Origin of the sequence: Parapedobacter sp. 2B3 (assembly GCF_041925275.1) — a bacterium.
Classification (GTDB): domain Bacteria; phylum Bacteroidota; class Bacteroidia; order Sphingobacteriales; family Sphingobacteriaceae; genus Parapedobacter; species Parapedobacter pyrenivorans_A.
In genome coordinates, this window is the sequence record NZ_JBHEUZ010000003.1 from 92,718 (window position 1) to 115,042 (window position 22,325).

The 22,325-nt window shown below is 48.0% G+C and carries 28 protein-coding genes and 1 pseudogene; 13 read left to right on the forward strand and 16 right to left on the reverse strand.

What is annotated here, in order from left to right; all coding sequences use genetic code 11:
• The first annotated feature begins 1 nt into the window (after position 1).
• Positions 2–358: a nuclear transport factor 2 family protein gene (locus ACEVG1_RS04910; RefSeq protein WP_374742448.1), complete on the forward strand. Its 357-nt coding sequence runs from the start codon at positions 2–4 to the stop codon at positions 356–358.
• Between the two features lie 230 nt (positions 359–588).
• On the opposite strand, the gene ACEVG1_RS04915 is transcribed toward ACEVG1_RS04910, so the two are convergent.
• Together ACEVG1_RS04915 and ACEVG1_RS04920 are read right to left on the reverse strand one after the other, a co-directional pair.
• Complete coding sequence (locus ACEVG1_RS04915) at positions 589–915, reverse strand: multidrug efflux SMR transporter (RefSeq protein WP_374742449.1); 327 nt, start codon at positions 913–915, stop codon at positions 589–591.
• Between the two features lie 42 nt (positions 916–957).
• Entirely contained in the window at positions 958–1,833 is an 876-nt protein-coding gene (locus ACEVG1_RS04920; RefSeq protein ID WP_374742450.1) for a DMT family transporter, read from the reverse strand.
• Between the two features lie 107 nt (positions 1,834–1,940).
• On the opposite strand from ACEVG1_RS04920, the gene ACEVG1_RS04925 reads away from it, so the two are divergent.
• On the forward strand, positions 1,941–3,356 hold the full coding sequence (locus ACEVG1_RS04925; protein WP_374742451.1) for a PLP-dependent aminotransferase family protein: 1,416 nt from the start codon (positions 1,941–1,943) through the stop codon (positions 3,354–3,356).
• 44 nt (positions 3,357–3,400) lie between these two features.
• Here the strand turns inward: ACEVG1_RS04925 and ACEVG1_RS04930 are convergent.
• Positions 3,401–3,590, reverse strand: a pseudogene (locus tag ACEVG1_RS04930) (mobilization protein); the annotation flags it as partial.
• A 336-nt stretch (positions 3,591–3,926) separates the two neighbouring features.
• Between ACEVG1_RS04930 and ACEVG1_RS04935 the strand changes: the two are divergent.
• Positions 3,927–4,499, forward strand: a complete 573-nt coding sequence (locus ACEVG1_RS04935) for a Crp/Fnr family transcriptional regulator (RefSeq protein WP_374742452.1) — start codon at positions 3,927–3,929, stop codon at positions 4,497–4,499.
• A gap of 68 nt (positions 4,500–4,567) precedes the next feature.
• On the forward strand, positions 4,568–5,020 hold the full coding sequence (locus ACEVG1_RS04940) for a carboxymuconolactone decarboxylase family protein (protein ID WP_374742453.1): 453 nt from the start codon (positions 4,568–4,570) through the stop codon (positions 5,018–5,020).
• 28 nt (positions 5,021–5,048) lie between these two features.
• Here the strand turns inward: ACEVG1_RS04940 and ACEVG1_RS04945 are convergent, their stop codons facing one another.
• Complete coding sequence (locus ACEVG1_RS04945) at positions 5,049–5,309, reverse strand: winged helix-turn-helix transcriptional regulator (RefSeq protein WP_374742454.1); 261 nt, start codon at positions 5,307–5,309, stop codon at positions 5,049–5,051.
• A 48-nt stretch (positions 5,310–5,357) separates the two neighbouring features.
• On the opposite strand from ACEVG1_RS04945, the gene ACEVG1_RS04950 reads away from it, so the two are divergent.
• The 4 genes from ACEVG1_RS04950 (at position 5,358) to ACEVG1_RS04965 (ending at position 8,637) form a co-directional block, all read left to right on the forward strand.
• Positions 5,358–5,729 carry a hypothetical protein gene (locus tag ACEVG1_RS04950; RefSeq protein WP_374742455.1) on the forward strand — a complete coding sequence of 124 codons (372 nt, stop codon included), beginning with the start codon at positions 5,358–5,360 and terminating at the stop codon, positions 5,727–5,729.
• Entirely contained in the window at positions 5,704–6,615 is a 912-nt protein-coding gene (locus ACEVG1_RS04955; protein ID WP_374742456.1) for an oxidoreductase, read from the forward strand. Before ACEVG1_RS04950 ends, ACEVG1_RS04955 begins: the two co-directional genes overlap by 26 nt.
• Before the next feature lie 204 nt (positions 6,616–6,819).
• Positions 6,820–7,584 carry a type I methionyl aminopeptidase gene (map, locus tag ACEVG1_RS04960; protein WP_374742457.1) on the forward strand — a complete coding sequence of 255 codons (765 nt, stop codon included), beginning with the start codon at positions 6,820–6,822 and terminating at the stop codon, positions 7,582–7,584.
• Between the two features lie 138 nt (positions 7,585–7,722).
• Positions 7,723–8,637, forward strand: a complete 915-nt coding sequence (locus tag ACEVG1_RS04965; protein ID WP_374742458.1) for a pirin family protein — start codon at positions 7,723–7,725, stop codon at positions 8,635–8,637.
• A gap of 22 nt (positions 8,638–8,659) precedes the next feature.
• Here ACEVG1_RS04965 and ACEVG1_RS04970 read toward each other — a convergent pair whose 3' ends face one another.
• A complete protein-coding gene (locus ACEVG1_RS04970; protein WP_374742459.1) occupies positions 8,660–9,571 on the reverse strand; it encodes an NAD(P)/FAD-dependent oxidoreductase in 912 nt (303 codons plus the stop codon).
• A 230-nt stretch (positions 9,572–9,801) separates the two neighbouring features.
• Here ACEVG1_RS04970 and ACEVG1_RS04975 point away from each other — a divergent pair, with 230 nt between their 5' ends.
• A complete protein-coding gene (locus tag ACEVG1_RS04975) occupies positions 9,802–10,368 on the forward strand; it encodes a DUF4256 domain-containing protein (RefSeq protein ID WP_374742460.1) in 567 nt (188 codons plus the stop codon).
• A gap of 53 nt (positions 10,369–10,421) precedes the next feature.
• Here ACEVG1_RS04975 and ACEVG1_RS04980 read toward each other — a convergent pair whose 3' ends face one another.
• The 4 genes from ACEVG1_RS04980 to ACEVG1_RS04995 form a co-directional block, all read right to left on the reverse strand.
• Positions 10,422–10,595, reverse strand: coding sequence for a hypothetical protein (locus ACEVG1_RS04980; protein ID WP_374742461.1), 174 nt, complete (start codon positions 10,593–10,595; stop codon positions 10,422–10,424).
• A complete protein-coding gene (locus tag ACEVG1_RS04985; RefSeq protein ID WP_374742462.1) occupies positions 10,585–10,806 on the reverse strand; it encodes a hypothetical protein in 222 nt (73 codons plus the stop codon). The genes ACEVG1_RS04980 and ACEVG1_RS04985 overlap by 11 nt, the downstream gene beginning before the upstream one ends.
• 86 nt (positions 10,807–10,892) lie before the next feature.
• The gene (locus ACEVG1_RS04990) at positions 10,893–11,333 is read right to left on the reverse strand and encodes a DUF5675 family protein (RefSeq protein WP_374742464.1); all 441 of its coding nucleotides are present in this window, start codon (positions 11,331–11,333) and stop codon (positions 10,893–10,895) included.
• A 2-nt stretch (positions 11,334–11,335) separates the two neighbouring features.
• On the reverse strand, positions 11,336–12,325 hold the full coding sequence (locus ACEVG1_RS04995; RefSeq protein ID WP_374742465.1) for a DUF6266 family protein: 990 nt from the start codon (positions 12,323–12,325) through the stop codon (positions 11,336–11,338).
• Positions 12,326–12,696: 371 nt separating this feature from the next.
• Here ACEVG1_RS04995 and ACEVG1_RS05000 point away from each other — a divergent pair, with 371 nt between their 5' ends.
• Together ACEVG1_RS05000 and ACEVG1_RS05005 are read left to right on the forward strand one after the other, a co-directional pair.
• Entirely contained in the window at positions 12,697–13,752 is a 1,056-nt protein-coding gene (locus tag ACEVG1_RS05000) for an NAD(P)-dependent alcohol dehydrogenase (protein ID WP_374742467.1), read from the forward strand.
• Positions 13,753–13,807: 55 nt separating this feature from the next.
• Positions 13,808–13,963 carry a DUF5670 family protein gene (locus ACEVG1_RS05005; RefSeq protein ID WP_374742468.1) on the forward strand — a complete coding sequence of 52 codons (156 nt, stop codon included), beginning with the start codon at positions 13,808–13,810 and terminating at the stop codon, positions 13,961–13,963.
• Between the two features lies 1 nt (position 13,964).
• Here the strand turns inward: ACEVG1_RS05005 and ACEVG1_RS05010 are convergent, their stop codons facing one another.
• Both ACEVG1_RS05010 and ACEVG1_RS05015 read right to left on the reverse strand, forming a co-directional pair.
• Positions 13,965–14,273, reverse strand: coding sequence for a DUF3467 domain-containing protein (locus ACEVG1_RS05010; protein ID WP_374742469.1), 309 nt, complete (start codon positions 14,271–14,273; stop codon positions 13,965–13,967).
• 66 nt (positions 14,274–14,339) lie between these two features.
• The gene (locus ACEVG1_RS05015; protein ID WP_374742470.1) at positions 14,340–15,455 is read right to left on the reverse strand and encodes a M42 family metallopeptidase; all 1,116 of its coding nucleotides are present in this window, start codon (positions 15,453–15,455) and stop codon (positions 14,340–14,342) included.
• A gap of 74 nt (positions 15,456–15,529) precedes the next feature.
• On the opposite strand from ACEVG1_RS05015, the gene ACEVG1_RS05020 reads away from it, so the two are divergent.
• Positions 15,530–15,673, forward strand: coding sequence for a hypothetical protein (locus ACEVG1_RS05020; RefSeq protein WP_374742471.1), 144 nt, complete (start codon positions 15,530–15,532; stop codon positions 15,671–15,673).
• 7 nt (positions 15,674–15,680) lie between these two features.
• On the opposite strand, the gene ACEVG1_RS05025 is transcribed toward ACEVG1_RS05020, so the two are convergent.
• From ACEVG1_RS05025 to proS, 5 genes are all read right to left on the reverse strand, one after another.
• Positions 15,681–16,286, reverse strand: coding sequence for a TlpA family protein disulfide reductase (locus ACEVG1_RS05025; RefSeq protein ID WP_374742472.1), 606 nt, complete (start codon positions 16,284–16,286; stop codon positions 15,681–15,683).
• Between the two features lie 51 nt (positions 16,287–16,337).
• Entirely contained in the window at positions 16,338–17,210 is an 873-nt protein-coding gene (locus ACEVG1_RS05030; protein WP_374742473.1) for a TIGR02757 family protein, read from the reverse strand.
• Between the two features lie 110 nt (positions 17,211–17,320).
• On the reverse strand, positions 17,321–18,475 hold the full coding sequence (locus ACEVG1_RS05035; protein ID WP_374742474.1) for a cystathionine gamma-synthase: 1,155 nt from the start codon (positions 18,473–18,475) through the stop codon (positions 17,321–17,323).
• Between the two features lie 91 nt (positions 18,476–18,566).
• Positions 18,567–19,355 (reverse strand): 2-dehydropantoate 2-reductase N-terminal domain-containing protein, encoded by a 789-nt coding sequence (locus ACEVG1_RS05040; protein ID WP_374742475.1) that lies wholly within the window; start codon positions 19,353–19,355, stop codon positions 18,567–18,569.
• Between the two features lie 28 nt (positions 19,356–19,383).
• Complete coding sequence (gene proS, locus ACEVG1_RS05045; protein ID WP_374742476.1) at positions 19,384–20,856, reverse strand: proline--tRNA ligase; 1,473 nt, start codon at positions 20,854–20,856, stop codon at positions 19,384–19,386.
• A gap of 252 nt (positions 20,857–21,108) precedes the next feature.
• On the opposite strand from proS, the gene ACEVG1_RS05050 reads away from it, so the two are divergent.
• Positions 21,109–22,275, forward strand: a complete 1,167-nt coding sequence (locus ACEVG1_RS05050) for a hypothetical protein (RefSeq protein ID WP_374742477.1) — start codon at positions 21,109–21,111, stop codon at positions 22,273–22,275.
• The last annotated feature ends 50 nt before the right edge of the window (positions 22,276–22,325 follow it).

Consider the following 22,325-nt stretch of genomic DNA (forward strand, 5'->3'; position numbering starts at 1 on the left):
AATGGAACAGGCAGAAAAAGCAATCGAAGCATTTGTAAAAGCTGGCGACAATCGTGATGTAGCAGCATTGGAAAGTATCTTACATCCCGGCTTTCAGAATATACAGGACGGGTTTTTCGATGAGAACGGGATTTTTGTATTCTCGAAATCTGACTATATCGAACTCATCCGTACCAAGCGATTCGGAGGAAGCCCAAGGAGCTTGGTGATAAACAACATAAAGCAATCAGACCATATGGCTATTGCACACACGACGTTGGAAAGTGAGTTTCTTATCTTTCATTCATTGATAATATGTATTCGGGATAATGAGCATTGGAAAATAATAAATAACACACCCACAATCCATATGAAGTAGTTTTCAGTGATGGCTGAATTTTATTCAGCCATCTTAAATCATCTTGAAGAATAATTTTTTTAATGCCTTATTTCTGCATTCTAAACAATTATTCTCCAACCAATAGGGAACCGTCTAAAATTATGCTAATGGGTTAACAAATACTAACGTAAGAGCGGAGCGGCACGCTCCGGTCGGAACTCAATAGGAGAATAAATGCGAGTAAATGGATAAATTTTACAATGATAAAGTTACACAAACTGGAAACAGTCATCAATGACTTCGAGATTGAAGCCGATTGTTCCATACAACGGATAGAAACCGTTATACACCATATTCTTGAATGCCTGTCCGAAATGAAAGGGTACTGCTCCAATTCCTGTCCAAACTGCATAAGCTGTTCCGATAGGCAACGCTTGTGTGGCTTTTATAAGTAGCCCCATACTTATACATAATGCCACTAAGAAGCCCCCATACCATAGATACATTTCATTTCCAGTTGTTTCTTTTGCTTTTCCTAAACAAAAAGCAAAGACTACTTCAAATAGTCCTGCTACAATTAAAATAATCCAATTCATTTTTTTATGTTTCCATTATTTTGAGTTAAATCTTTTATCCTTTCACTTGGCAAATTTCTTTGTACCCGCCACGCAAAGGATTACGCCGATTGTAACGGCTAACATCCCAATGCTTACTTTCTCGTGAAGTAAATAAGCGGATAAAGCCAAACCAAAAAACGGCTGTAATAACTGTAATTGCCCTACGGTTGCTGTTCCGCCCTGCGCCAAGCCATTATACCAAAAAATGAAAGCAATAAACATACTGAACAGCGATACATAAGCCAAGCTAATCCACGCTCCGGTACTAATTCCCTCAAACGATGTCGGCACATAGATAAATGAAAGCAATAGCATTACAGGCAATGACAATACCAATGCCCAAGAGATGACCTGCCAACCACCTAATGTTTTGGTGAGTTTTGCCCCCTCTGCATAACCTAATCCGCAAAGAATGACTGCCCCAAGCATTAAAATATCGCCCATAGGCGAAGCTGTAAGACCTTGCGCCACTGCATAACCTATTACCAAAAGACTGCCTATAATAGAGAAAATCCAAAATATGGGTCGTGGGCGTTCGCCACCACGAATGATGCCGAAAATAGCCGTTGCCACAGGCAATATACCTATAAAGACAATAGAATGAGCCGAAGTAACATATTGTAATGCCAATGCACTCAATAAAGGAAAGCCAACTACCACACCAAGAGCAACAATAGCCAATGGGAAGATTTGTTTTCGATTAGGACGTTTTTCTTTGAAAACCAACAAAGCAATAAGGGCAAGTATTCCCGCAATAGAAGCTCTGGCGACTGTTAAGAACAGTGGATTAAATTCTAAAACGGCTACCCTTGTTGCAGGCAAAGACCCGCTAAACAATACCACGCCTATAAAGCCATTTAACCAACCCTGTGTTGTATCTCCTTTTACTTTACTCATACTCAACTCTGACATTGTATCCTATTTTGGTGCAAAATTCGGCAAATAATACGAATAAACACAGTCACAGTTTTTGATATTCCAATAGACACAGTTAAATTTGTATTATGAAAAAGGATTTTCTATACAATGAGATTGCAGGGAACATTGCCGACAAAATCAAAACAGGTGTGTTGAAAACTGGGGAACGTTTACCGTCTGTAAGAATGTTGAGCAAGGAACACGGAATAAGTGTCAATACCGCTAAAAGGGTTTTTCTCGAACTCGAAGCCCAATCATTAGTACAATCAAAACCACAATCGGGTTATTTTGTAAGTCCGTTAAATTATTTGAAACTTCCACTACCCGAAGCAAGCAAACCTCTACCTGTGGCTAATAACACTGAACCTAAAGAATTGATAAGTGGCGTTTATTCCACAATGGGACGTAGTGATTTAACGCTTTTTTCTATTGGCGTTCCCTCTGGTAACCTTTTACCATTGGCAAAGCTGAAAAAAGAAATTGTGCTTGCCACAAGGGAACTGAAAGAGGGCGGAACGGAATACGAACCTTTACAGGGTAATGTGAAACTCCGCAGAATGGTATCAGTCCGTTCATTGGCTTGGGAAGGGCATTTAAAAGAATGTGATGTGGTAACGACTAATGGTTGTATGAACGCTTTGGCACTGTGCCTTATGGCATTAACCAAACCGGGCGACACCATAGCTTTGGAAAGCCCCTGTTATCCGGGCATTCTGCAACTTGCTGTTAGTTTAGGATTGAAAGTATTGGAAGTGGCTACCCACCCCGTTAGCGGAATAGATATTGATGCACTGAAAAAATTGTTACCTAAAATAAACGTTTGCCTTTTAGTTCCTAACTTCAATACCCCTTTGGGATATTGTACGCCTGATGAAAGCAAAAAAGAAATCGTATCGCTTTTGGCAAAGTATAATATTCCGTTAATTGAAGATGATACTTACGGTGATATTCATTTTGGTGCTGAACGTCCGAAATGCTGTAAGTCTTTTGATATGGACGGAAATGTTTTGTGGTGTGGCTCCGTATCAAAAACACTTGCACCGGGCTATCGTGTTGGTTGGATTGCTCCGGGCAAGTATAAAGACCAGATACTAAAATTGAAACTCATACATTCTTTATCCGCTACTGCTTTAATTCACGAAGCTGTTGGCAATTTCCTAATGACTGGCAGGTATGAAAATCATCTTCGGCATTTTCGTAAAACATTGCAGGAAAATTATCAGCACTACGCCCTTGCCATTGCAGAACATTTCCCTCACAGAACTAAAATAAGCCGACCACAGGGCGGACTTGCTTTGTGGGTAGAATTTCCGAAAGAAATTGATACAACAGAACTATATAATTATGCCCTAAAAAAGCATATAAGCATTGCACCGGGCAGAATGTTTACCCTGCAAAACCAATTTCATAACTGCATGCGTCTTTGCATAGGTTTGCCGTGGACTGACGATTTAGGTCTAAAACTAAAAGAGCTTGGAAACCTTGCTAAGATGCTTGGATGATATATAATAAACCGTATCAGTAGGTTTTTAAACAATTTCTTATTTTACTCCTGCTGTATCAAATGTTGTAAATCGGGGTCATTTTTTAATACGTTCCATTTCGCTTTCGACAATCTGCAAAACATCCGCTTTTATCTGCCTGTAATTGGCTTCCATTACCTGTTTCATATTATCGTTGCCGTTTTCATCAGTAAAGGATAATATCTGCGGTACCTTTTTGTACGCTTTAGTTTCTCTATATTCAAATTGTGCTCATATAGACAGTCTTTTAAATTGGTTCAATGATCATAAATCTTCCAAAAAAGAGTTCGAGTTCTGTACCAACGGGTTCACAAAAGCCACTCAAGTGAGTGGCTTTTGTCGTTTTAGCTGGGATGAGAACAGAAGCGCAATCGCAGCGTCAAGCAGCTGTCATTTTTCCGGATTAGCATTGCTATCGATCAATTTGGCTTCCAGCGCGCGTGTCTACGCCTCGGTGTCGCCTTTCACGGCAAAGAAGTCATCAAGCCCCAAATGTCCGTCAATCGTCTTTTTCTATTTTTGTAAGCAGATAACTGAAATTAAATATCAATGCATCCATTCAGAAAGCATTTGGAAAAATTCATCAAAGTTGATGACAAGCTGTTTGATGAAATCATTAGCTATTTCAAAATAGAGGTCGTTAAGAAAAAAGAAAATCTTTTGGAAGAAGGACAATTGTGCAGACACCACTATTTTGTTTTGGAAGGACTGCTCCGCAAGTTTTATATAAACGAAAAAGGCACGGAACAAACCACAGAGTTTGCCATAGAAACCTGGTGGATTACCGACAATATAGCTTATGAACATAAATTACCTACGGAATTTTATATACAAGCTGTAGAAAAATCACGGATACTTTATATTTCACAGGATAACCAGGAAAAATTAATGAAAGCATTTCCCGAAATGGAACGCTATTTTCGTTTCGTTTATCAAAGGGCTTATGCTGCAGCACAAATGCGTATCAAATATCTCTTTTCGCTTTCGAAAGAAGAATTTTATTTTGAATTGCTTCGCAAGCATCCTGAATTTGTACAGCGTGTACCCCAATATCTCATCGCTTCTTTCTTGGGTTTCACGCCCGAATATTTAAGTGAAATCCGTAGGAGGATTGTTTCTTAAAGCAGTTTAAGTTTTTTCGCTTTAGCGTTTTTCAACTTTGCATTGAACAATTTTAAAAAAATAATAAAATGCAAAAACGAGTAAACATCAATTCGGCAGATCCCAATGCTTTAAAAGCAATGATGGGCTTGGAAACGTATCTTTCCCATATTTCTATTTCCAAAACACTAAAAGAACTCATCAAAATTCGGGCATCGCAAATCAACCGCTGTGCTTACTGCATTGATATGCATACCAAAGATGCCTTGAAAAATGGCGAAACCAATCAACGTATTTTTCTACTCAATGCGTGGAAAGAAGCAACCGAAATTTTTACGCATGAAGAAAGAGCCGTGCTGGCAATAACCGAAGAAATGACCCTAATTCGACAAAAAGGATTGACCGATGAAACATACAAAAATGCCTTGCAGTTTTTTAGCGAAAACCAAATTGCTGAAATCATTATGGCGGTCATTACCATCAATGCGTGGAATAGGATTGCCATCAGCGGACTTTTCCAACCCGGACAGGCATTCGCTTGAAAAAGAAGTATAAAACCAAATCACAGGATTAAACCCCTGTGATTTTTTTCCGGTGCAGTTTTCCCCATTCGGTTAAAGCAAGCATTACTTCCTGTAAAGTGTCGACGTGTTTGGTAATTTCGTATTTCACAGTTGGCGGAAAGGTATCGTAAACGGTTCGTTTTACCAAAAAGTTCGTTTCCAAATCTTTCAATTCTTTGGACAACATTTTATCACTGATCCCTTCTACCTCTCTGGCAATTTGCCGGAAACGCTTTGCTCCGCCCTTCAACGCCAACAATATCGGCAACTTCCAGCTTCCAGGGCTTACGGGAATGCAAAACTATTCTTGATTTGGATGGGTCAGTATCTTGCGGAAAAGCTTATCAAAGATGATTTTAAAAACATCACGGTAAATACCTTACATCCTGGAGCAGTAGCGACTGATTTCGGGGTGAACAGCAATTTGGGCGGCTTGTTGAATTTTTTTGGCAAACTAGCATGCCCATTTTTCAAAACACCGGAACAGGGAGCGGAAACCACTATATACCTAGCTACATCAGAAGATGTAAAATCAATAAGCGGAAAATATTTTGAAAACAAGAAAATAAAAACCGCCTCTCAAAGATATTACAGCAAACCGAACCAACAGCTTGTCTGGGATTATTGTCAAAAAAGAATTAACACCATTAACTCAAAAACGAATGTGGACGAAAGAAAATATGCCTGATTTAACCGGGAAAACAGCAGTTGTAACCGGAGGGAATACCGGTATCGGTTACGAAACCGTAAAGGCGCTTTACGAAAAAGGTGCAAATGTTACGCTCGCTGCCAGAGACGAAAAGAAAGCCATAGCAGCGGTTGAAAAAATCAAATTTGAAACCAAAGGAGCAGCAAATTTAAAAATCGGTATTCTTAATTTAGCGAACCTTGCTCAGATAAAAGCCTTCGTAGGCCAATTTAAAACCAGGTATGCCCAACTTGATATTTTAATCAACAATGCTGGAGTGATGATACCGCCGGCATCCACCACTGATGACGGATTTGAGTTACAATTTGGGGTAAACTTTTTAGGGCATTTTGCATTGACCGGACATTTATTCCCTTTATTAAAAAACTCGTCAAATGCAAGAATAGTAACGCTTTCCAGCGGTGCGGCAACCTTAACCGATGGCATTGATTTTGAAAACCTGAAATTAGAAAAACCTTACAATGAATGGCAGTCGTATGCGGTCAGCAAGCTGGCCGATATTCTGTTTACTTATGAACTGGACAGAAAAATAAAAGTAGCAGGTCTGAATGTACTTTCCGTAGCAGCACATCCCGGCGTTACAAGAACCGATTTACAACGCCATATTCCCGGAGAACAATTGGAAGGAATGTTCTCAGAATTTGACGAAGTGATGGAACCTTGGCAGGGAGCATTGCCCTCGCTTTTTGCCGCTACAGACACGTCCGTAAATGGAGGGGAATTTTTCGGGCCTAATGGAGAAAAAGAACACGCCGGTTACCCCGCCCCATCCAAACATAGTACTCCGGCTATGAATAGTTTGGAGCTGGCCGATAAGCTGTGGAAATATGCAGAGCAAAAAACTCAAACAAAATTTGATCTCTAAGACAGACTATTCCGTAACGCATACATCAGCGTTGGATTTACCTTCGAAGTTCGACGTGGTGTGCCATTTTGCGCTACATATCCTCGGTTCACGTAGTTCCTCCTATAACGAACGAATAAAGAATACGCTACAAACCATGAACCGAGAATTAATTTGTATTTTTGGGATTACCTGTACGCTGCAAGCGTAATTAATTGTTACCACATGTCTATAACAAAAGAATCTGAATTGATAGGAATGCAAAACGCAAGTAATGTTGTTGCATATGCCTTGAAGCAAATGATAAACTATGCTCAACCGGGAATGACCACAAAGGAATTGGATGAATATGGAGCAAGGATTTTGTCGGATTTCGGGGCAAAATCTGCGCCTTATTTGACCTACGGATTTCCCGGTTGGAACTGCATAAGTGTTGACAATGAGTTTTGTCACGGAGTGCCTTCCGAAAAGCGGCTACTAAAACAAGGCAACTTGATTAATATTGATGTTTCTGCCGAGGTTAATGGATATTGGGCAGACAATGGCGCTTCATTTGTTCTTGGAAAAGATATTAATGGACACCAAAAATTGGTTGACGCGTCAAAGGAAGTTTTACGAAAAGCAATCAATCATATAAAAGGTGGGGTAAAAATAGCGGACATGGGGCATGTAATGGAAACTGAAGCTAAAAAAAGAGGCTTCAGGGTTATCAAAAATCTTGGCGGGCACGGTATCGGTAGAAGTTTGCACGAACAACCCGATGAGATCATGAATTTTAAAAACAGGCTTGACCCGAGAAGATTTAAGAAAAATTCCGTTGTTGCCATTGAAACGTTCATTTCTACCCGTTCGTCTTACGCTACAACACTGAACGACGGGTGGACGATGGTTGGCGATAGGGGTGGTTATATGGCTCAACATGAGCATACGATTATCGTAACCGATGGAAAGCCTATTATACTCACCGAGGCAAATGAAATTCTAAACTAATCCCTTTTATCAATTTCTTGGAAATGCCAGACGATAATTGTCTCAAATCCTCCGAAAAATAGTTCGAGTTTTATACTAGCAGGTTCACAAAATCACTACAAAAAACAACTTCCTACATCCGTATAGAATTTTTATGTTATGCTCGACTTAGTTATCGAATCGCGTACAGCGGCAATAAGTGCCGAGATGAAGGTGAAACGCATACTTCCATTCCGGCAACGCCGGATGATCGGCCCTTTTATATTCATGGACCATGCAGGTCCCATCGAAAATCTTCCGGCGGCCCCGTCAAATTTGGATGTGCTTCCGCATCCCCATATCGGCCTATCGACCGTAAGCTATCTGTTTGGTGGCGAAGTAACCCATCGCGACAGTTTAGGTGTGGAGCAGATCATCCTCCCGGGCGAGGTCAACTGGATGACGGCAGGGAGCGGCATTGCCCACTCAGAACGGTTCGAAAACCCATCATCACTGGCGGGCGGACTGGAAATGATACAGACCTGGGTGGCCCTTCCGGAACGCGACGAGGAAGCGGCGCCTTCTTTTACCAATTATAAACCGGCGCAGTTGCCGATCTTTACCGATAAGGGTGTCTGGATGCGGCTCATCGCAGGCAACGCCTACGGATTGCAGAGTAACGTACAAACAAACTCCCCGTTATTTTACCTCCATGTGGTGTTGCAGAAAGAAGCGGTCTTCGGTCTCCCCAAAGAACATGCTGAGCGCGGCTTTTATATCGTCAAAGGAGCCGTGGAAATAGCGGGAACCACCTATGGCGAAGGAATCATGCTGGTCTTCACCAAAGGTGTCGACCCACGTATTGTAGCCAAAGAAGAAACCACATTGATGCTCCTCGGCGGCGAGCCCCTGGGCGAACGCTTTATCTGGTGGAACTTCGTTTCCTCCCGGAGAGAACGTATTGAACAAGCAAAGGAAGATTGGAAACAAGGCCGATTTATTTTGCCGCCTACCGACAATGACGAATTTATCCTATTGCCGGCTGATAAATCAAGGCCATCGGACGCTCCCCCGGGGCCTGAGCCACTTTCGTGAGCTTTTTTGAAGCGATGGTTGCCTACTGAAATTCTTCTTCCGCCAACACCTTATTGACCATGGCCCCTGTAAAATTACCTGCCGCAACCGCATTGGCAACCGAACGCAGGGGGCTCGTATTGTCGCCACATGCATATACGCCTCCAACCGTAGTATGCTGAAAATGGTCCACTTTAATATGCCCCTGTTCGGTAAGTTCACAGCCAAGTGAAACAGCGATATCCGAGTGCTGGGTAAACGGAATGGCGGCATAGATAGCGCGAAACGCGAGTTGATTGCCATCGTCAAAAAGGATGCCTTCCACGTGACCTTCCTTATGCATTATTTCCTTGATGCCAGCGTGAACAACCGGGATGGTGCGGCGCTTCAAACGAACCAACTGATCGGCAGTGAACGTCGGCGTACCTGCCGTCATGATGGTCAGGTCGTCCGTGAGGTTGCTAACCAACGAAGCCAGGTGAAAGGCCCGATCGCCATTTGCTAGGATCGCCGTCCGTTGACTGTGGAATTCATAGCCGTGGCAGTATGGGCAATGGATGACGGAGATTCCCCAGCATTCAGCAAAGCCTTTTATAGGGGGTATTTCGTCTTTGATACCCGTTGCCACAATCAATTTCCTGCCAACAAACCTGTCGCCAGACTTCGTCATCACTGCAAACCCCTCCTGGTCTTTCACTGCACCAAATGCCAAATCGCTCCGGAAATGTACCGTTGGATACTTCATCACCTGTTCCTTTGCCTTCTTGCTTATGGCAAAGGGCGTTTCGCCATCTTGTGTAATGAAGTTATGGGAATGCGGCGTTTGCCGATTGCAAGGCAATCCACTGTCGATAACCAATACGTTCCGCAAAGAGCGCCCTAATGCCATCGCGGCCGATAATCCGGCGTAGCTGCCCCCAATAATGATGGCGTCAAAATAGTTACCTGCTATCATCGCTGTTATTTTATATCCCGATTTTGTCTGTACCCACGTGTTCCATTCTACCCGACAAAGCTACATCATATTCTTTTATTAGCAACTATGTTGCAATAAAAAAATCAACAAACCCTTACATACCCGAATATTTCCACAGATATTCCCTGTAGTTCGGCGGTTATTAGTAATTTTGATCAAAGCTAACTGATTGTTAGGAAGAGAAACTGGTAATCCAAGTGACCGACAGTATGACCACCACGAAAAAAGAACTATTGCCCGAGCAGCGCGATGAATTGCTCCATACACTCAAAGAACGTTTTGAAAGAAACATGGCCCGGCATAAGGGGCTCGATTGGCGTAAAATACAAGATCGGCTGGAAACCCATCCCGAAAAACTATGGTCGCTCGATGAGATGGAGGTAACAGGCGGTGAACCGGATGTGGTGGGTCAGGACAAAAAGACCGGCGCGTATCTATTTGTTGACTGCTCTGCCGAAAGCCCCAAGGGCCGCAGAAGCATCTGTTACGATCGCGAAGCGTTGGAGTCGCGAAAGGCACATAAACCGGCCAACAGTGCATTGGATATGGCCAACGAGATGGGTGTTGAGTTGTTGACGGAAGAACAATACGAAGCATTGCAAGAACTTGGAAAATTCGACACGAAAACGTCGAGTTGGCTAAAAACACCTGCTGAAGTGCGGGAACTGGGCGGTGCAATCTTTGGCGATCGGCGCTTCGGCCGTGTCTTCGTATACCACAATGGTGCCGACTCCTACTATGGGGTCCGCGGGTTCCGGGGTATGTTAAAAGTCTAACAGTCGGCTATCCAAGCGTAAAAGTCCCCCCGCACGCATACGGGGGGGATCCTTTATCTTTTTTTCTTCACCCACCGTTGCAGCAGCCAACTTACGGCGAAACTGACGAGGGCACCGATAGCGGCCAGCACGGCCGTTTTCAGCACGTCGTGCAGCCCCAGCTGGCCGATCACGCTCAGCAGTGTGCCACCCCCCGTACCGGCGCCCAGCCGGTGATCAGTCTTCATCTGCCCCTCCCTTCTTCGCACCGTTCTCCACGGCCTCCAGCACGCCCAGCACAAGCGCTAGGTAGCGGGCAGCCATTACCACCTTGGGTGGCAGTTTCATCGGTGCCGCAATGATCAGTTGGCTCGCCAAAGCCAGCGTTTCCTTGATCCGTTCGTATACGGTCGGCTTCTCCGCCTGGGGAAGCTCGACGTTTTTGTTGTCTTTTACCATTTCTTGCTCTTTCTTAATCTTAATGAAATTTATTTTAGGCGCAATTAACAATCCAGACGAAACTGTAACGCTTCCTGCCGCCGGCGTCACAGAACCACCAGTTTATCATGTCCCTGCTCTATTTGCTCCACCAGCATTGGATATGCATACTTGTATGCCGCAGCCGAGTGCAGTACGCGATAGTCGCCATCGATCAGCTGCCAGTACGACCCCGTAAGCAGGCAACCCTCCGTTTGTGTGTAGTAATTACCGATGTGGAAGAATACCAGGCTGAAGTTTGGGATACCGCGCACTTCCACCATCCCCCGGTGTACGGAAGCATAATTGCTGCGATACCTTGTGTTCATGTTTGCCGTGGTATTGAAACCCAGCGTATACTCACCCGCCGGGATGGCCGTTTGCCCCGGAATTTTATGGTCTCGCACCGTATCCTCAAGCACATAACAACAGAATAACCCGTTGATGTACAAATGCCCCAACGTGGTGTGCTCACCTTTCGCTACACGTATTAGTTTAATCCTTGCCATCGTCAAAACTCTCCCACGTATTTACTGTTCGACCATTTCCGCCCGGCGCGATCGTGTACCAGCAGGTAGAGGTGCACCGGCCTATCCGCCAACAGCGGCGGCAGTTGCAACGACACGGTACGCTCCTCACGCGTGCAAGGTATTTCGTTGATACCGGCCACCCTTTCGCCGGGGTGGTAGGCACATACAATGAGCTGGTCGTCCCACGATTGGTTGGACCAGTCGTTGCCATCGTTCCGGGATACCGTTGCCACGGTGACCGATCGCCCCTGGCGCTTCACTTCCACTTCGACGGGGTTGACCAATACGCCCTCACTGAGCCTGACCGCCTCGGGGCAGACATATTGGTTGGGGTAGTCGCCGGCTACCGCCCGGAGCAATAGGTATGACATGGCCCTGCCAAAGGCGGTCTTACCTTTTTTTTTCGTGGCACCCCCCCCTGAGGCGTTGGGGAGCGCTTCCACATAGCCATAGCCGCTGAAAGGAAATACGGCCACAAATACAGGGCAGGCCACAAGCTCGCCGCTTGCGGTATCCACATAGTGCATCATGTCACCGGCAAAGTCCACCTGGAGCACCCTGCCGGGTTCATGCTCAAAGTGCATGGTGGCACCCTGCGAGAGGATATGTTCCTGCAGCAGTTCGCAGAACCGCGAGTATCCGAGCCCTCCGGGATAGTCCCTGATGTATTCCTGCCACAGAAGCAGGCGTGTAACGCCGACTTTGCGCAGCTCGGACAGCATATAGGGGAACAGCGCTTCCAGTTCGGAGCGTCTGGGGTCTGTCTGCCCGCGGGGTGGTTTATCGGCATTCAGGTAAACCTCCAGCTCGCTGTCGTCAAAAAGCAGAAGCTCCCGGAAGCTGAATCCGCTCTCCCCGAACCGCTTCAGATAACCGGCAATCGTACGTCTGTTGATGCCGGTTTCCTTTTCTATGTTCCGCTGGGAAAAGCCACGGTCAAGAAATAATAACAACTGTCTTATCTTGTGCATACTAATGGGGTTGTTTGCCATATCGTTAGGGTCTTGTCGACGCCTAACTTAGCAATCCTTAAACTCCCAGTGGTGCACTTTGCAGCGGAATTATTGGTGTACTTTGTGTCGGAATGGCACCCGCTGAAAATCAATCAGAGAACCAACCTAAACCTAAACAACCCTTACAGAATGGTGTACTTTGCCCCGGAATCGGTGGTGCATATTGGAGCGGAATAGTGGTGTACTTTGGCGCGGAATATCCACAATAAACTTGGCGCAGGTCGCTTCCCACGCGGAAGTAATCGCTTATTTCCGAAAAACAGCCTACCTTTGTGCCCACACAGTCGACGCAAGGCGTCGTTTACATAAACTTCTAGAAGTACCGTTATATGAATACCTTTTCTGTAAAAGCATTTGGCACGGAATCACCGGAGGCACCCCTTAAACCACTGACCATCAACCGCCGCGCAGTAACGGCAACGGACGTTGAAATCGACATTTTTTACTGCGGCGTGTGCCATTCCGATCTGCATACAGCAAGGAACGAATGGCAGGGCACCGTTTACCCCAACGTGCCGGGCCACGAAATCGTGGGGCGGGTAACGAAGGTTGGCGACCACGTTTCCCGATTCAACGTAGGCGATCTCGTTGGCGTTGGCTGTATGGTGGATAGTTGCCGGGAATGCGAAAGCTGTAGGGAAGGATTGGAGCAATACTGCGAAAACGGCAATGTACAGACCTACAACGGACACGAGAAATACCTGAACCAACAGACATTTGGCGGTTATTCGGAACGGGTTGTCGTAGATGAGGATTTTGTGTTACGCATACCCGAAAACCTGGACCCGGCGGCAACAGCGCCGCTATTGTGCGCGGGCATCACCACCTACTCGCCACTAAGGCACTGGAACGTAGGTCCGGGCAAACGGGTCGGAATCGTCGGCATCGGTGGCCTCGGCCACATGGGTGTGAAAATAGCCAAAGCCATGGGTGCCCATGTGGTTGTCATCACCACATCCATGGCCAAAGTAGCAGACGCCAAAAGGTTGGGAGCCGATGAAATTATCCTTTCCACCGATGAACAACAGATGAAAGACAACGTGGGCACGCTGCATTTCATTTTAGACTGCGTATCGGCCGCCCACGACATCAACGCGTACCTGAAACTGCTGAAACGGGACGGCTCCCTCACCCTCGTCGGTGCACCCGAAAACCCGCTTCCTGTAGCCCCGTTCAGCTTAATTCCCAAACGCAAAAGCTTTTCGGGTTCGATGATCGGTGGCATACGCGAAACACAGGAAATGCTTGACTTCTGCGGACGGCACAACATCACGTCGGATATTGAGCTGATCCCCATGCAAGATATCAATAGCGCCTTCGAGCGTCTGTTGAAGGGGGATGTGAAATACCGTTTTGTGATCGATATGCAGAGCCTGAAAAGCTAAATCGGCACACAGGGTAAACAAAACGTCCTGTTTCCGGTTATCTAACTAAAAAGAAATGAGAAGTTTCCTCTTTATCTTAGCCCTTGTCCTCCTCGTCGGCTGGGGGATTGGTGTGTTTTTCTACGCACTGAAAGGTTTATTCAATATCGTTGTGCTGCTGGCAGCCATCGCGTTTATCATTGCTATCTTCAACAGGTCATCGAAAACGTAAATTAGGCTTGGGCCGTTGGGCCGCCGAAATTCATCGGGAACGGTGGTTCATCCCGCGTATCTATCTGGCCGTTCGCTGCTTCATACTTTGCCACATTATCGTCCAGTGCATGCAGTAATCGTTTAGCATGCTCGGGCGTAAGAATGATGCGTGACTTCACTTTCGCTTTGGGAATGCCCGGCATCACACGTATGAAGTCGAGCACAAACTCCGTGTTGGAATGGGTGATGATTGCCAAATTCGAATAAGTGCCTTCGGCTACGTCTTCAGTGAGTTCTATATTGAGTTGGTTTTCTTTCTTATCTGCCATGGTCTGAGAATTTAACTTACAATAATGGTTGAGATGCCCATCACAAATGTGCAAAGAAATTTACAATTACTTCGCAAACGTCCTGAAATCATGGCCTGACTTGATGACCAGCAACGTTTCATAGATCAGACGAATCACGTTGTCGACGTCCTCCTTATGGATCATTTCCACTGTAGTGTGCATATAACGCAGCGGCAGTGAAATCAATACCGAGGGTACGCCTTCATTCGAATAGGCAAATGCATCCGTGTCGGTACCCGTCCACCGGGAAGAGGCTTGCCGCTGGAATGGAATACTTTTTTTCACCGCGGTATCTATAAGCAGCTTATTAAAGTTTATCTGTACAGAAGGTGCATAGGAGACCACCGGACCCTTACCGCAGGCCAGGTCACCCTGTGTCACTTTATTGATCATCGGTGTCTGCGTATCGTGCGTCACGTCGGTTACGATCGCCAGGTCAGGTTTGATACGTTGGGCGATCATTTCGGCCCCGCGCAAACCGATCTCTTCCTGTACCGAATTGACGATATATAGCCCGAAAGGTAGTCTCTTCTTTTTTTCTTTCAGCAAACGCGCCACTTCGGCCACCATGAACCCACCAGCCCTATTATCGAGCGCACGGCCCACGTAATAGCGGTCGTTCAGAACCATGAACTCATCTTCATAGGTTACCACGCATCCTACATGGATCCCTAACGCTTCAACCTCTTCGCTGCTGGTACAGCCGCAGTCGAGGAAAATATTCTTCAACGTAGGGCTTTCTTCTTTCTCACCCGAACGGGTATGTATAGCCGGCCAGCCGAACACGGCCTTCACCACCCCCTTGTCCGTGTGGATATTCACCCGTTTAGACGGTGCTATCTGATGGTCAGACCCGCCGTTGCGGATCACATAAATCAATCCGTCTTTGGTGATGTAATTGACAAACCAGGATATCTCATCGGCATGCGCCTCGATTACCACTTTAAAGTCTGCCTTGGGGTTAATAACGGCTACCGCGGTGCCATAATGGTCTGTAAACGTTTCATCCACATAAGGCTTCAGGTAGTCCAACCACAAGCGCTGCCCGCTCCACTCGAAACCCGTGGGCGACGGATTGTTGATGTATTGCTCGAAAAACCCGAGGGATGCCTCCGTAACGACAGGAATATGTTTTTTTTCTTCTTTTTTCGTTTTGGCCATGTTATTTTTGACAGTATCCGTTAATCGATTCAGTAAGGGGCAAACTTACAAAATAATTACAGAACGTATTTGCCATGAAAAAAGGATTATTTAAGCTACTGGTCAAACTCAACAACAAATTGTTGCCTACGTATACGGGCAAAGACCCGGCAAAATTGACCAAGATACAGCAGGCCATATTGGGCTACCGGTATTGGGCTCTCATTAATTCCCTATGAGTACCCCTCATTCCGCAATCAGCGCTTGGATGAATTCTGCCACTTCCGGCCGACTGTAGTCCGCCATACCCTCATGCCGGGCGGCAATCTGCCCTTTCTTATCCAATATGAGGGTGGTGGGTATAGCGCCACCGAGCCATTGACTGGGAATCTCGCCGGCAGGCACATGAACCGGCAGGTTCAGGCTGCGGTTACTCATAAATGCCTTTGATTTTTCATACTGGTTATCCACATCGGCTATTACGAAGACAATACCATCGTTGTCTTTAAACTGATCGTACAATTTATCTATGGATGGCATCTCGGCGATACAGGGAGGACACCACGTTGCCCAAAAATTGATAAACACCACTTTTCCCGCCTGGTTGGCCGCGTCGATACGATTTCCCGCCCCATCGGCAAAAAAGACCGATGGTTTGGCCGGTGCGGCTTCCGGAGCATCGGCAGGAACACTTTCCGCAGTGGTCTCGGCCCGTTCCAAATCGGGTTTGAACAGGCCGATTTTCATGAGCCCGCGACTTACCCAAGCCTTCGTATCGGGACTGAAAACGAGGGCAATAACGAACACTCCCAAAAGGATGGATACTAGGGTCGAAACCTTGATTTTCTTCATATCAACGTTGATGTACAAAAAACAAAGATAGCTAAAAAATGGTCACCGCCACTACATTTCACCTTCTACCCCCAGTCCGAACAATGCGAAATCGTATTTCACCGGATCAGTGGCATCGAACAACCGTAGGTTATCCGTCAGTTCGCAGGCGGTCTTCCAATCGGATTGCTTGCGTTCGATCAATCCCAGCTTTCGTGCCACCCGTTCCACATGCACATCGCACGGGCAGACCAATGCAGAGGGCTTCAATTGGTTCCACAAACCGAAGTCGACACCGCGGTCGTCCCGGCGGACCATCCAGCGCAAGAACATGTTTAACCGCTTGCATGCTGAATTGCTGGCTGGCGAACTGATGTGCTTGCGGGTACGCACCGGATACTCCGGCAAACCAAAAAAGCACCGATGGAAATGGCTTAGGGCCGACTTCGCATCCAGCCCCTCCACAACCCCGCCAAGCTCACCCAAGTAACACGCCGGCGATGACAGCTTCGCATCAGCGGCGCCGGCAGCAACTCCATCCATATACTCACTCCGAAACTCCCCTTGGGCACACGGTGGGATAAAAGCGGATTCCAACGAATGGTATTGGTTGTAGTGTACATGGAAAAAACGGACGAAATACAGCAGGTCGGTATCGTTAAACGTACGGTGTTTGAATCCCACCAGCTGCCTTAGATCATTTTCCCCGTGGTTCTTCACAAAATCGTACGGCGCACCGTCCATCCGGTCGATGAGTTCGATGCATTTGTTGATGATCGTTTTCCGCTGGCCCCATGCCAGCACCGCAGCGAAAAAACCCATGATCTCGATGTCCTGCTTACGTGAAAATCGATGCGGAATGCATATCGGATCATTGTCGATAAACGCTGGACGGTTATACTCGTCTACCTTCCGGTCTAGAAAGCGCTTGATATCAAATGACATGATGTGTTTTTATGATATTATCGAACGCAGATGACGCGGATTTGACTGATCTGCACGGATTTTCGCAACTAATCAGCGAAATCCGCTTTATCCGTATCATCCGGATTCCCTTATCCAATCACGGAAAGTGCTTGCTCCAAATCGGCCAGCAAATCATCGATATCTTCCACACCCACACTGATACGGATCAGGTTGTCTACCACCCCTACCCGCTCCCGCACCTCTCGTGGTATGGAGCCATGCGTCATGGTAGCCGGATGGTTGATCAGTGATTCCACGCCACCAAGCGACTCGGCCAGCGTAAACACGTTGAACGAAGAAGCTACCTTGAATGTCTCCTCCAGACCTGCATCTTTCAATACAATGGATATCATCCCGCCGAAATCACGCATCTGCTTACTTGCAATCGAGTGGCCGGGGTGATCTTCAAAGCCGGGCCAATAGATTTTCGCTACCTTCGCATGCCCCTTCAGGTATTCGGCTACCTTACGGCCATTCTCGCAATGCGCCCGCATGCGGAGGTGCAAGGTCTTGACACCCCGCAGCACCAAGAAACAATCCTGGGGCCCCGGTGTGCCGCCGCAGGCGTTGTAATAAAAAAAGAGCTTATCGTATAGCTCTTTATCGTTTACAACCAATGCTCCCATCACCACGTCCGAGTGACCGCCGATGTATTTCGTCACCGAATGCATCACGATGTCGGCTCCCAGATCCAACGGATTTTGGAGGTACGGCGACGCAAATGTATTATCCACCGCGAACAGCACACCTGCCGCTTTCGCCATACCGCTAATCGCCCCGATGTCCGCCAATTTCAACGTGGGGTTCGTCGGCGTCTCTACCCATATCAAGCGTGTGTTATCGTTTATCTTTTCCGCAACGTGTTCCGGTTGGGCGGTATCCACAAAATGGAACTTGATGCCATATTTTTCGAAAACTTTCGTGAAAATCCGGTAAGACCCGCCGTAAAGGTCATCCCCGGTAATCACCTCATCGCCTGGCTTAAGCAGCTTGAGCACCGTTTCCGTAGCCGCCATTCCGCTCGAAAAGGCCAACCCGTAGGCACCGTTTTCCAACGCGGCGAGGCAGTCTTCCAGCGCTTTGCGCGTTGGATTGGTACCGCGTGAGTATTCATATCCCTGATGGTCGCCGGGCGCGGCCTGCCAGTAGGTCGATGTCTGGTATATCGGCGTCATCACCGCGCCGGTAGAAGGATCGGGGCGCTGCCCTGCATGAATGGCCTTCGTTGCGAATTTATATCCCATGATTTTAAACGTTTTTTGACTGAACAAATGGAAACGGTAAAGTTATCAAAGTTTATCAGAGGAAACGAATGAACGACAATGATTGCGCATTTCAGAACTGTAGCGGCGAGCGGTATGCAAACCGATACCCCAGGTCTGCCATCAGCCGTTCCGGCGATACTACCTTGGCCGTCCGGTCAGTTTCTGAGAAAGCCGTGGGCATGCCGTAACCATACCTCGCTGCGGAGGCTGCGATGACATCTTTTTTCAATGGATGCTCCGGGCATACCACATTGTAGGTTTTCCCCTGCGACCCGGCAGAAATCATCGCCGCAACGATGCCGTAGATATCAACCACATGCACAAAATTGGCGGTTTGGTAACCAATCTCGCAGACCCTGCCGACGAAATGCTTCGCCATGACACGCTCAAAGCCGAACAGGCCACCCAGCCGGAGCACATTCAAATTCGGGTGGGCAGCCCGCAAGGTGCGCTCGCCGGAAAACAGCTTCGGGTCCAACTCCGCATCCGCAAAAGTTGCCTCGGTAATGGTGGCGCTTACCTTGGGGTAGATACCCACCGAACCGAAAAAGAACGATTGCTTGAACGAAAACCGGCCCAGGAAACCAACCAACTTGGCAAAACGGTGCTGCACCGCTTCGGCACCATCCTTATGCGTAATAGGCACGCTGACGATGGCAACATCAAACACTTCCCGCCCCAACCGCGGAGATTCTTCCTCCCGATCGAAATCGGCAACGGTAGCCACCAGTCCAAGGGCTTCCAAACGTTCGGCTTTTTCTGTCGACGTGCAGGTAGCCCATACCCGGTGTCCGGCACGGGTTAGCTCGGTGGCGATGTGCGTGCCCACCCATCCACACCCCACGATCAGTATATCCATGCCGAGATGCTATCCATAAAGATGCCCGTTAATAGGCTTTCGCAAATAAAACCCGTTGCGTGGATGGCTTACCCGTACGGATACACGCCCCTGCTTCCGCTTTGTTGCCCAGCGGAATACAGCGGATGGTCGCCTTTGTTTCTTCTTTTATGAGCTGCTCCGTCTCTGCCGTGCCATCCCAATGGGCGGATACGAACCCCCCTTTGCCATCAAGCACCGCTTTAAATTCTTCATACGTGTTCACCTCTACCGTATGCGACTCGCGGAAGGCCAGTGCTTTTGCATAGATATCGCGCTGGATGGTTACCAAAAGCTGCTCGACATGGTCAGCCAGCCCCGATTGCGGTACCGTTTCCTTCGTCTGCGTATCGCGGCGGGCAATCTCCACCGTGCCGTTTTGCATATCACGCGCGCCGATAGCGATACGCACCGGCACCCCCTTCAATTCCCATTCGGCAAACTTGAAGCCCGGACGCTGGGTGTCGCGATCGTCGTACTTCACGGATATGCCTTTGGCTTTCAGTTCATCGATGAGTCTATCCGCCAGTTCCCCTATTACCTGCCGTTCCGCATCTTGCTTATAAATCGGCACAATGACCACTTGGATGGGTGCCAACTGCGGTGGCAACACCAACCCTTGATCATCCGAGTGTGCCATGATCAGTGCACCCAGTAAGCGGGTGGATACACCCCACGAGGTAGCCCATACGTAATCCAACGTCCCTTCCTTGGAGGTGAACTTCACATCGAACGCTTTAGCAAAATTCTGCCCCAGAAAATGGGAAGTGCCGGCCTGCAGCGCTTTCCCGTCTTGCATCAGTGCTTCGATACACAGCGTATCCAACGCTCCGGCAAACCGTTCGTTCTCGCTCTTCCGTCCACGCACCACCGGCAAAGCCATCCAATTCTCGGCAAAATCGGCATATACTTCCAGCATCTTGTTCGCTTCGGCCACCGCTTCCGCTTCGGTCGCGTGGGCCGTATGGCCCTCCTGCCACAGGAACTCGGCGGTACGGAGAAACAACCGTGTGCGCATCTCCCACCGCACCACATTGGCCCACTGGTTTACGAGGATCGGCAAATCGCGGTATGATTCGATCCATCCCCGGTAGGTATTCCATATGATGGTCTCCGATGTCGGCCTCACAATCAGCTCCTCCTCCAATTTGGCGGTCTCATCGACCACGATCTGGCCACTGCCGTCGTTCTTCAGCCGATAGTGGGTTACCACCGCACATTCGGTTGCGAAGCCTTCCACGTGCGAAGCCTCCTTGGAGAAGAACGACTTCGGGATAAACAAGGGGAAATAGGCATTACTATGGCCCGTGTCTTTAAACATTTTGTCGAGCGCGGCCTGCATTTTCTCCCATATCGCGTAGCCGTACGGCTTGATAACCATGCATCCCCGAACCGCCGAATGCTCGGCGAGGTCGGCTTTTACCACCAGCTCATTGTACCATTGGGAGTAATCTGTTTCGCGGCTCGTAATTCCTTTGCTCATCGTTGATATTCTGTGAAAATTAGTATAACCTTTCCTCTAGAAACGTTTCATACGCACACCTTTATTTATTTTGCCTATAAAGCAACTTTCGCTAAGTTTGCGGATTGTACACGCGTCTGAATTTCGCCTAGCAAAGGTATATGCTTTTGTGAAATTACCGAATAAAAAAATAACCCGGCAGTTAAACCAACTGCCCAAAATAATGTCTATTAATCAAAGCATGGGCTTAACCAAAAGAAAGGACAGTTAAAAATGAAAGCCAACAGATTACAGGTCAGCACGATAGCTTTAATCAGCTTACTTATATTAGGTGCATGTAGTACCTCCAGGCAGGTGGCATTCCGCGACGACGTCTATAATAATAGCGCCCGCGCGAAGGAAGTAAACTACCAAAGCCCGGATTATTATTACGACGAAAGCACCGTGGGCGATGAGCAGTATGCCGATGGTGGCTACTATGCGGATGATTATACGGATGAAGGGTATTATGACGACTCCTACGGCGACGAGTATAGCGACAGCGAATACGCGAACCGCATAAACCGTTTTTACTACAATACACCGGGCATGGGTTATTACGATCCTTGGTTCGACCCTTGGTATGGTTATAACTCGTGGCACGGCTATGGTTACGGTAGCGGATTCGGTCTAGGCCTCGGTTGGGGATGGGGTGGCTGGGGCCTCGGTTGGGGTAGCAGCTGGTACAATCCCTATTATGGGGGCTACTGGGGTTGGGGATCTCCTTACTATGGCCGCGGCTTCGGAGGCCCCTATGCATACAACCGTTGGGGCTGGGGCGGTTATGGTGGCTACGGCTACGGCGGCTATTACCCGGGCGTGATTGTTGTCAACAACCGTCATATGGCTACGCGTTCTTCGTCGCGCGACCGGATGAGTACCCGCACGGCACGTACCTCCACCCGGGGCACTACCCGCACAGCGATTTCACGCGATGCCAATGGGCGTATCTCCACCCGTGCGGTAGCTACGCGTGGCAGCGCCACCACACAAGGGGTAAGGACCAGTACACGCGGCACGGTGCGCCCGGGAGCCACCACACGTGGCAATACCGAAGGCGTGCGCACCGGCACAACGAGGCGACCCGCGGGCCAAACCGTACGGCCATCGGGCAATTCGCGGCCGTCAAACAACGGCGTACGCCCGTCATCCACGAGGCGTCCATCGGGCAGCAGTGCCCGGCCGGCTCCCGCTTCACGACCCAGCAGCAGCGCAAGGCCGGCGTCTTCCTCACGGCCAAGCACCCCCGCACCGCGTTCTTCCGGAAGCAGCTCCCGGGGGTCATCTGTTTCGCCCCCCTCATCATCCGGCTCAAGCAGCAGGGGTAGCAGTAGCGGAAGCAGTGGTAGCAGCAGTAGGGGGAGTAGCAGCGGAAGCAGTAGCGGCCGTGGCCGTGGGTAGCCTGTAAGATAAGATACGTTCATTTCAAGGGCCAACTGAATCCATTTCGT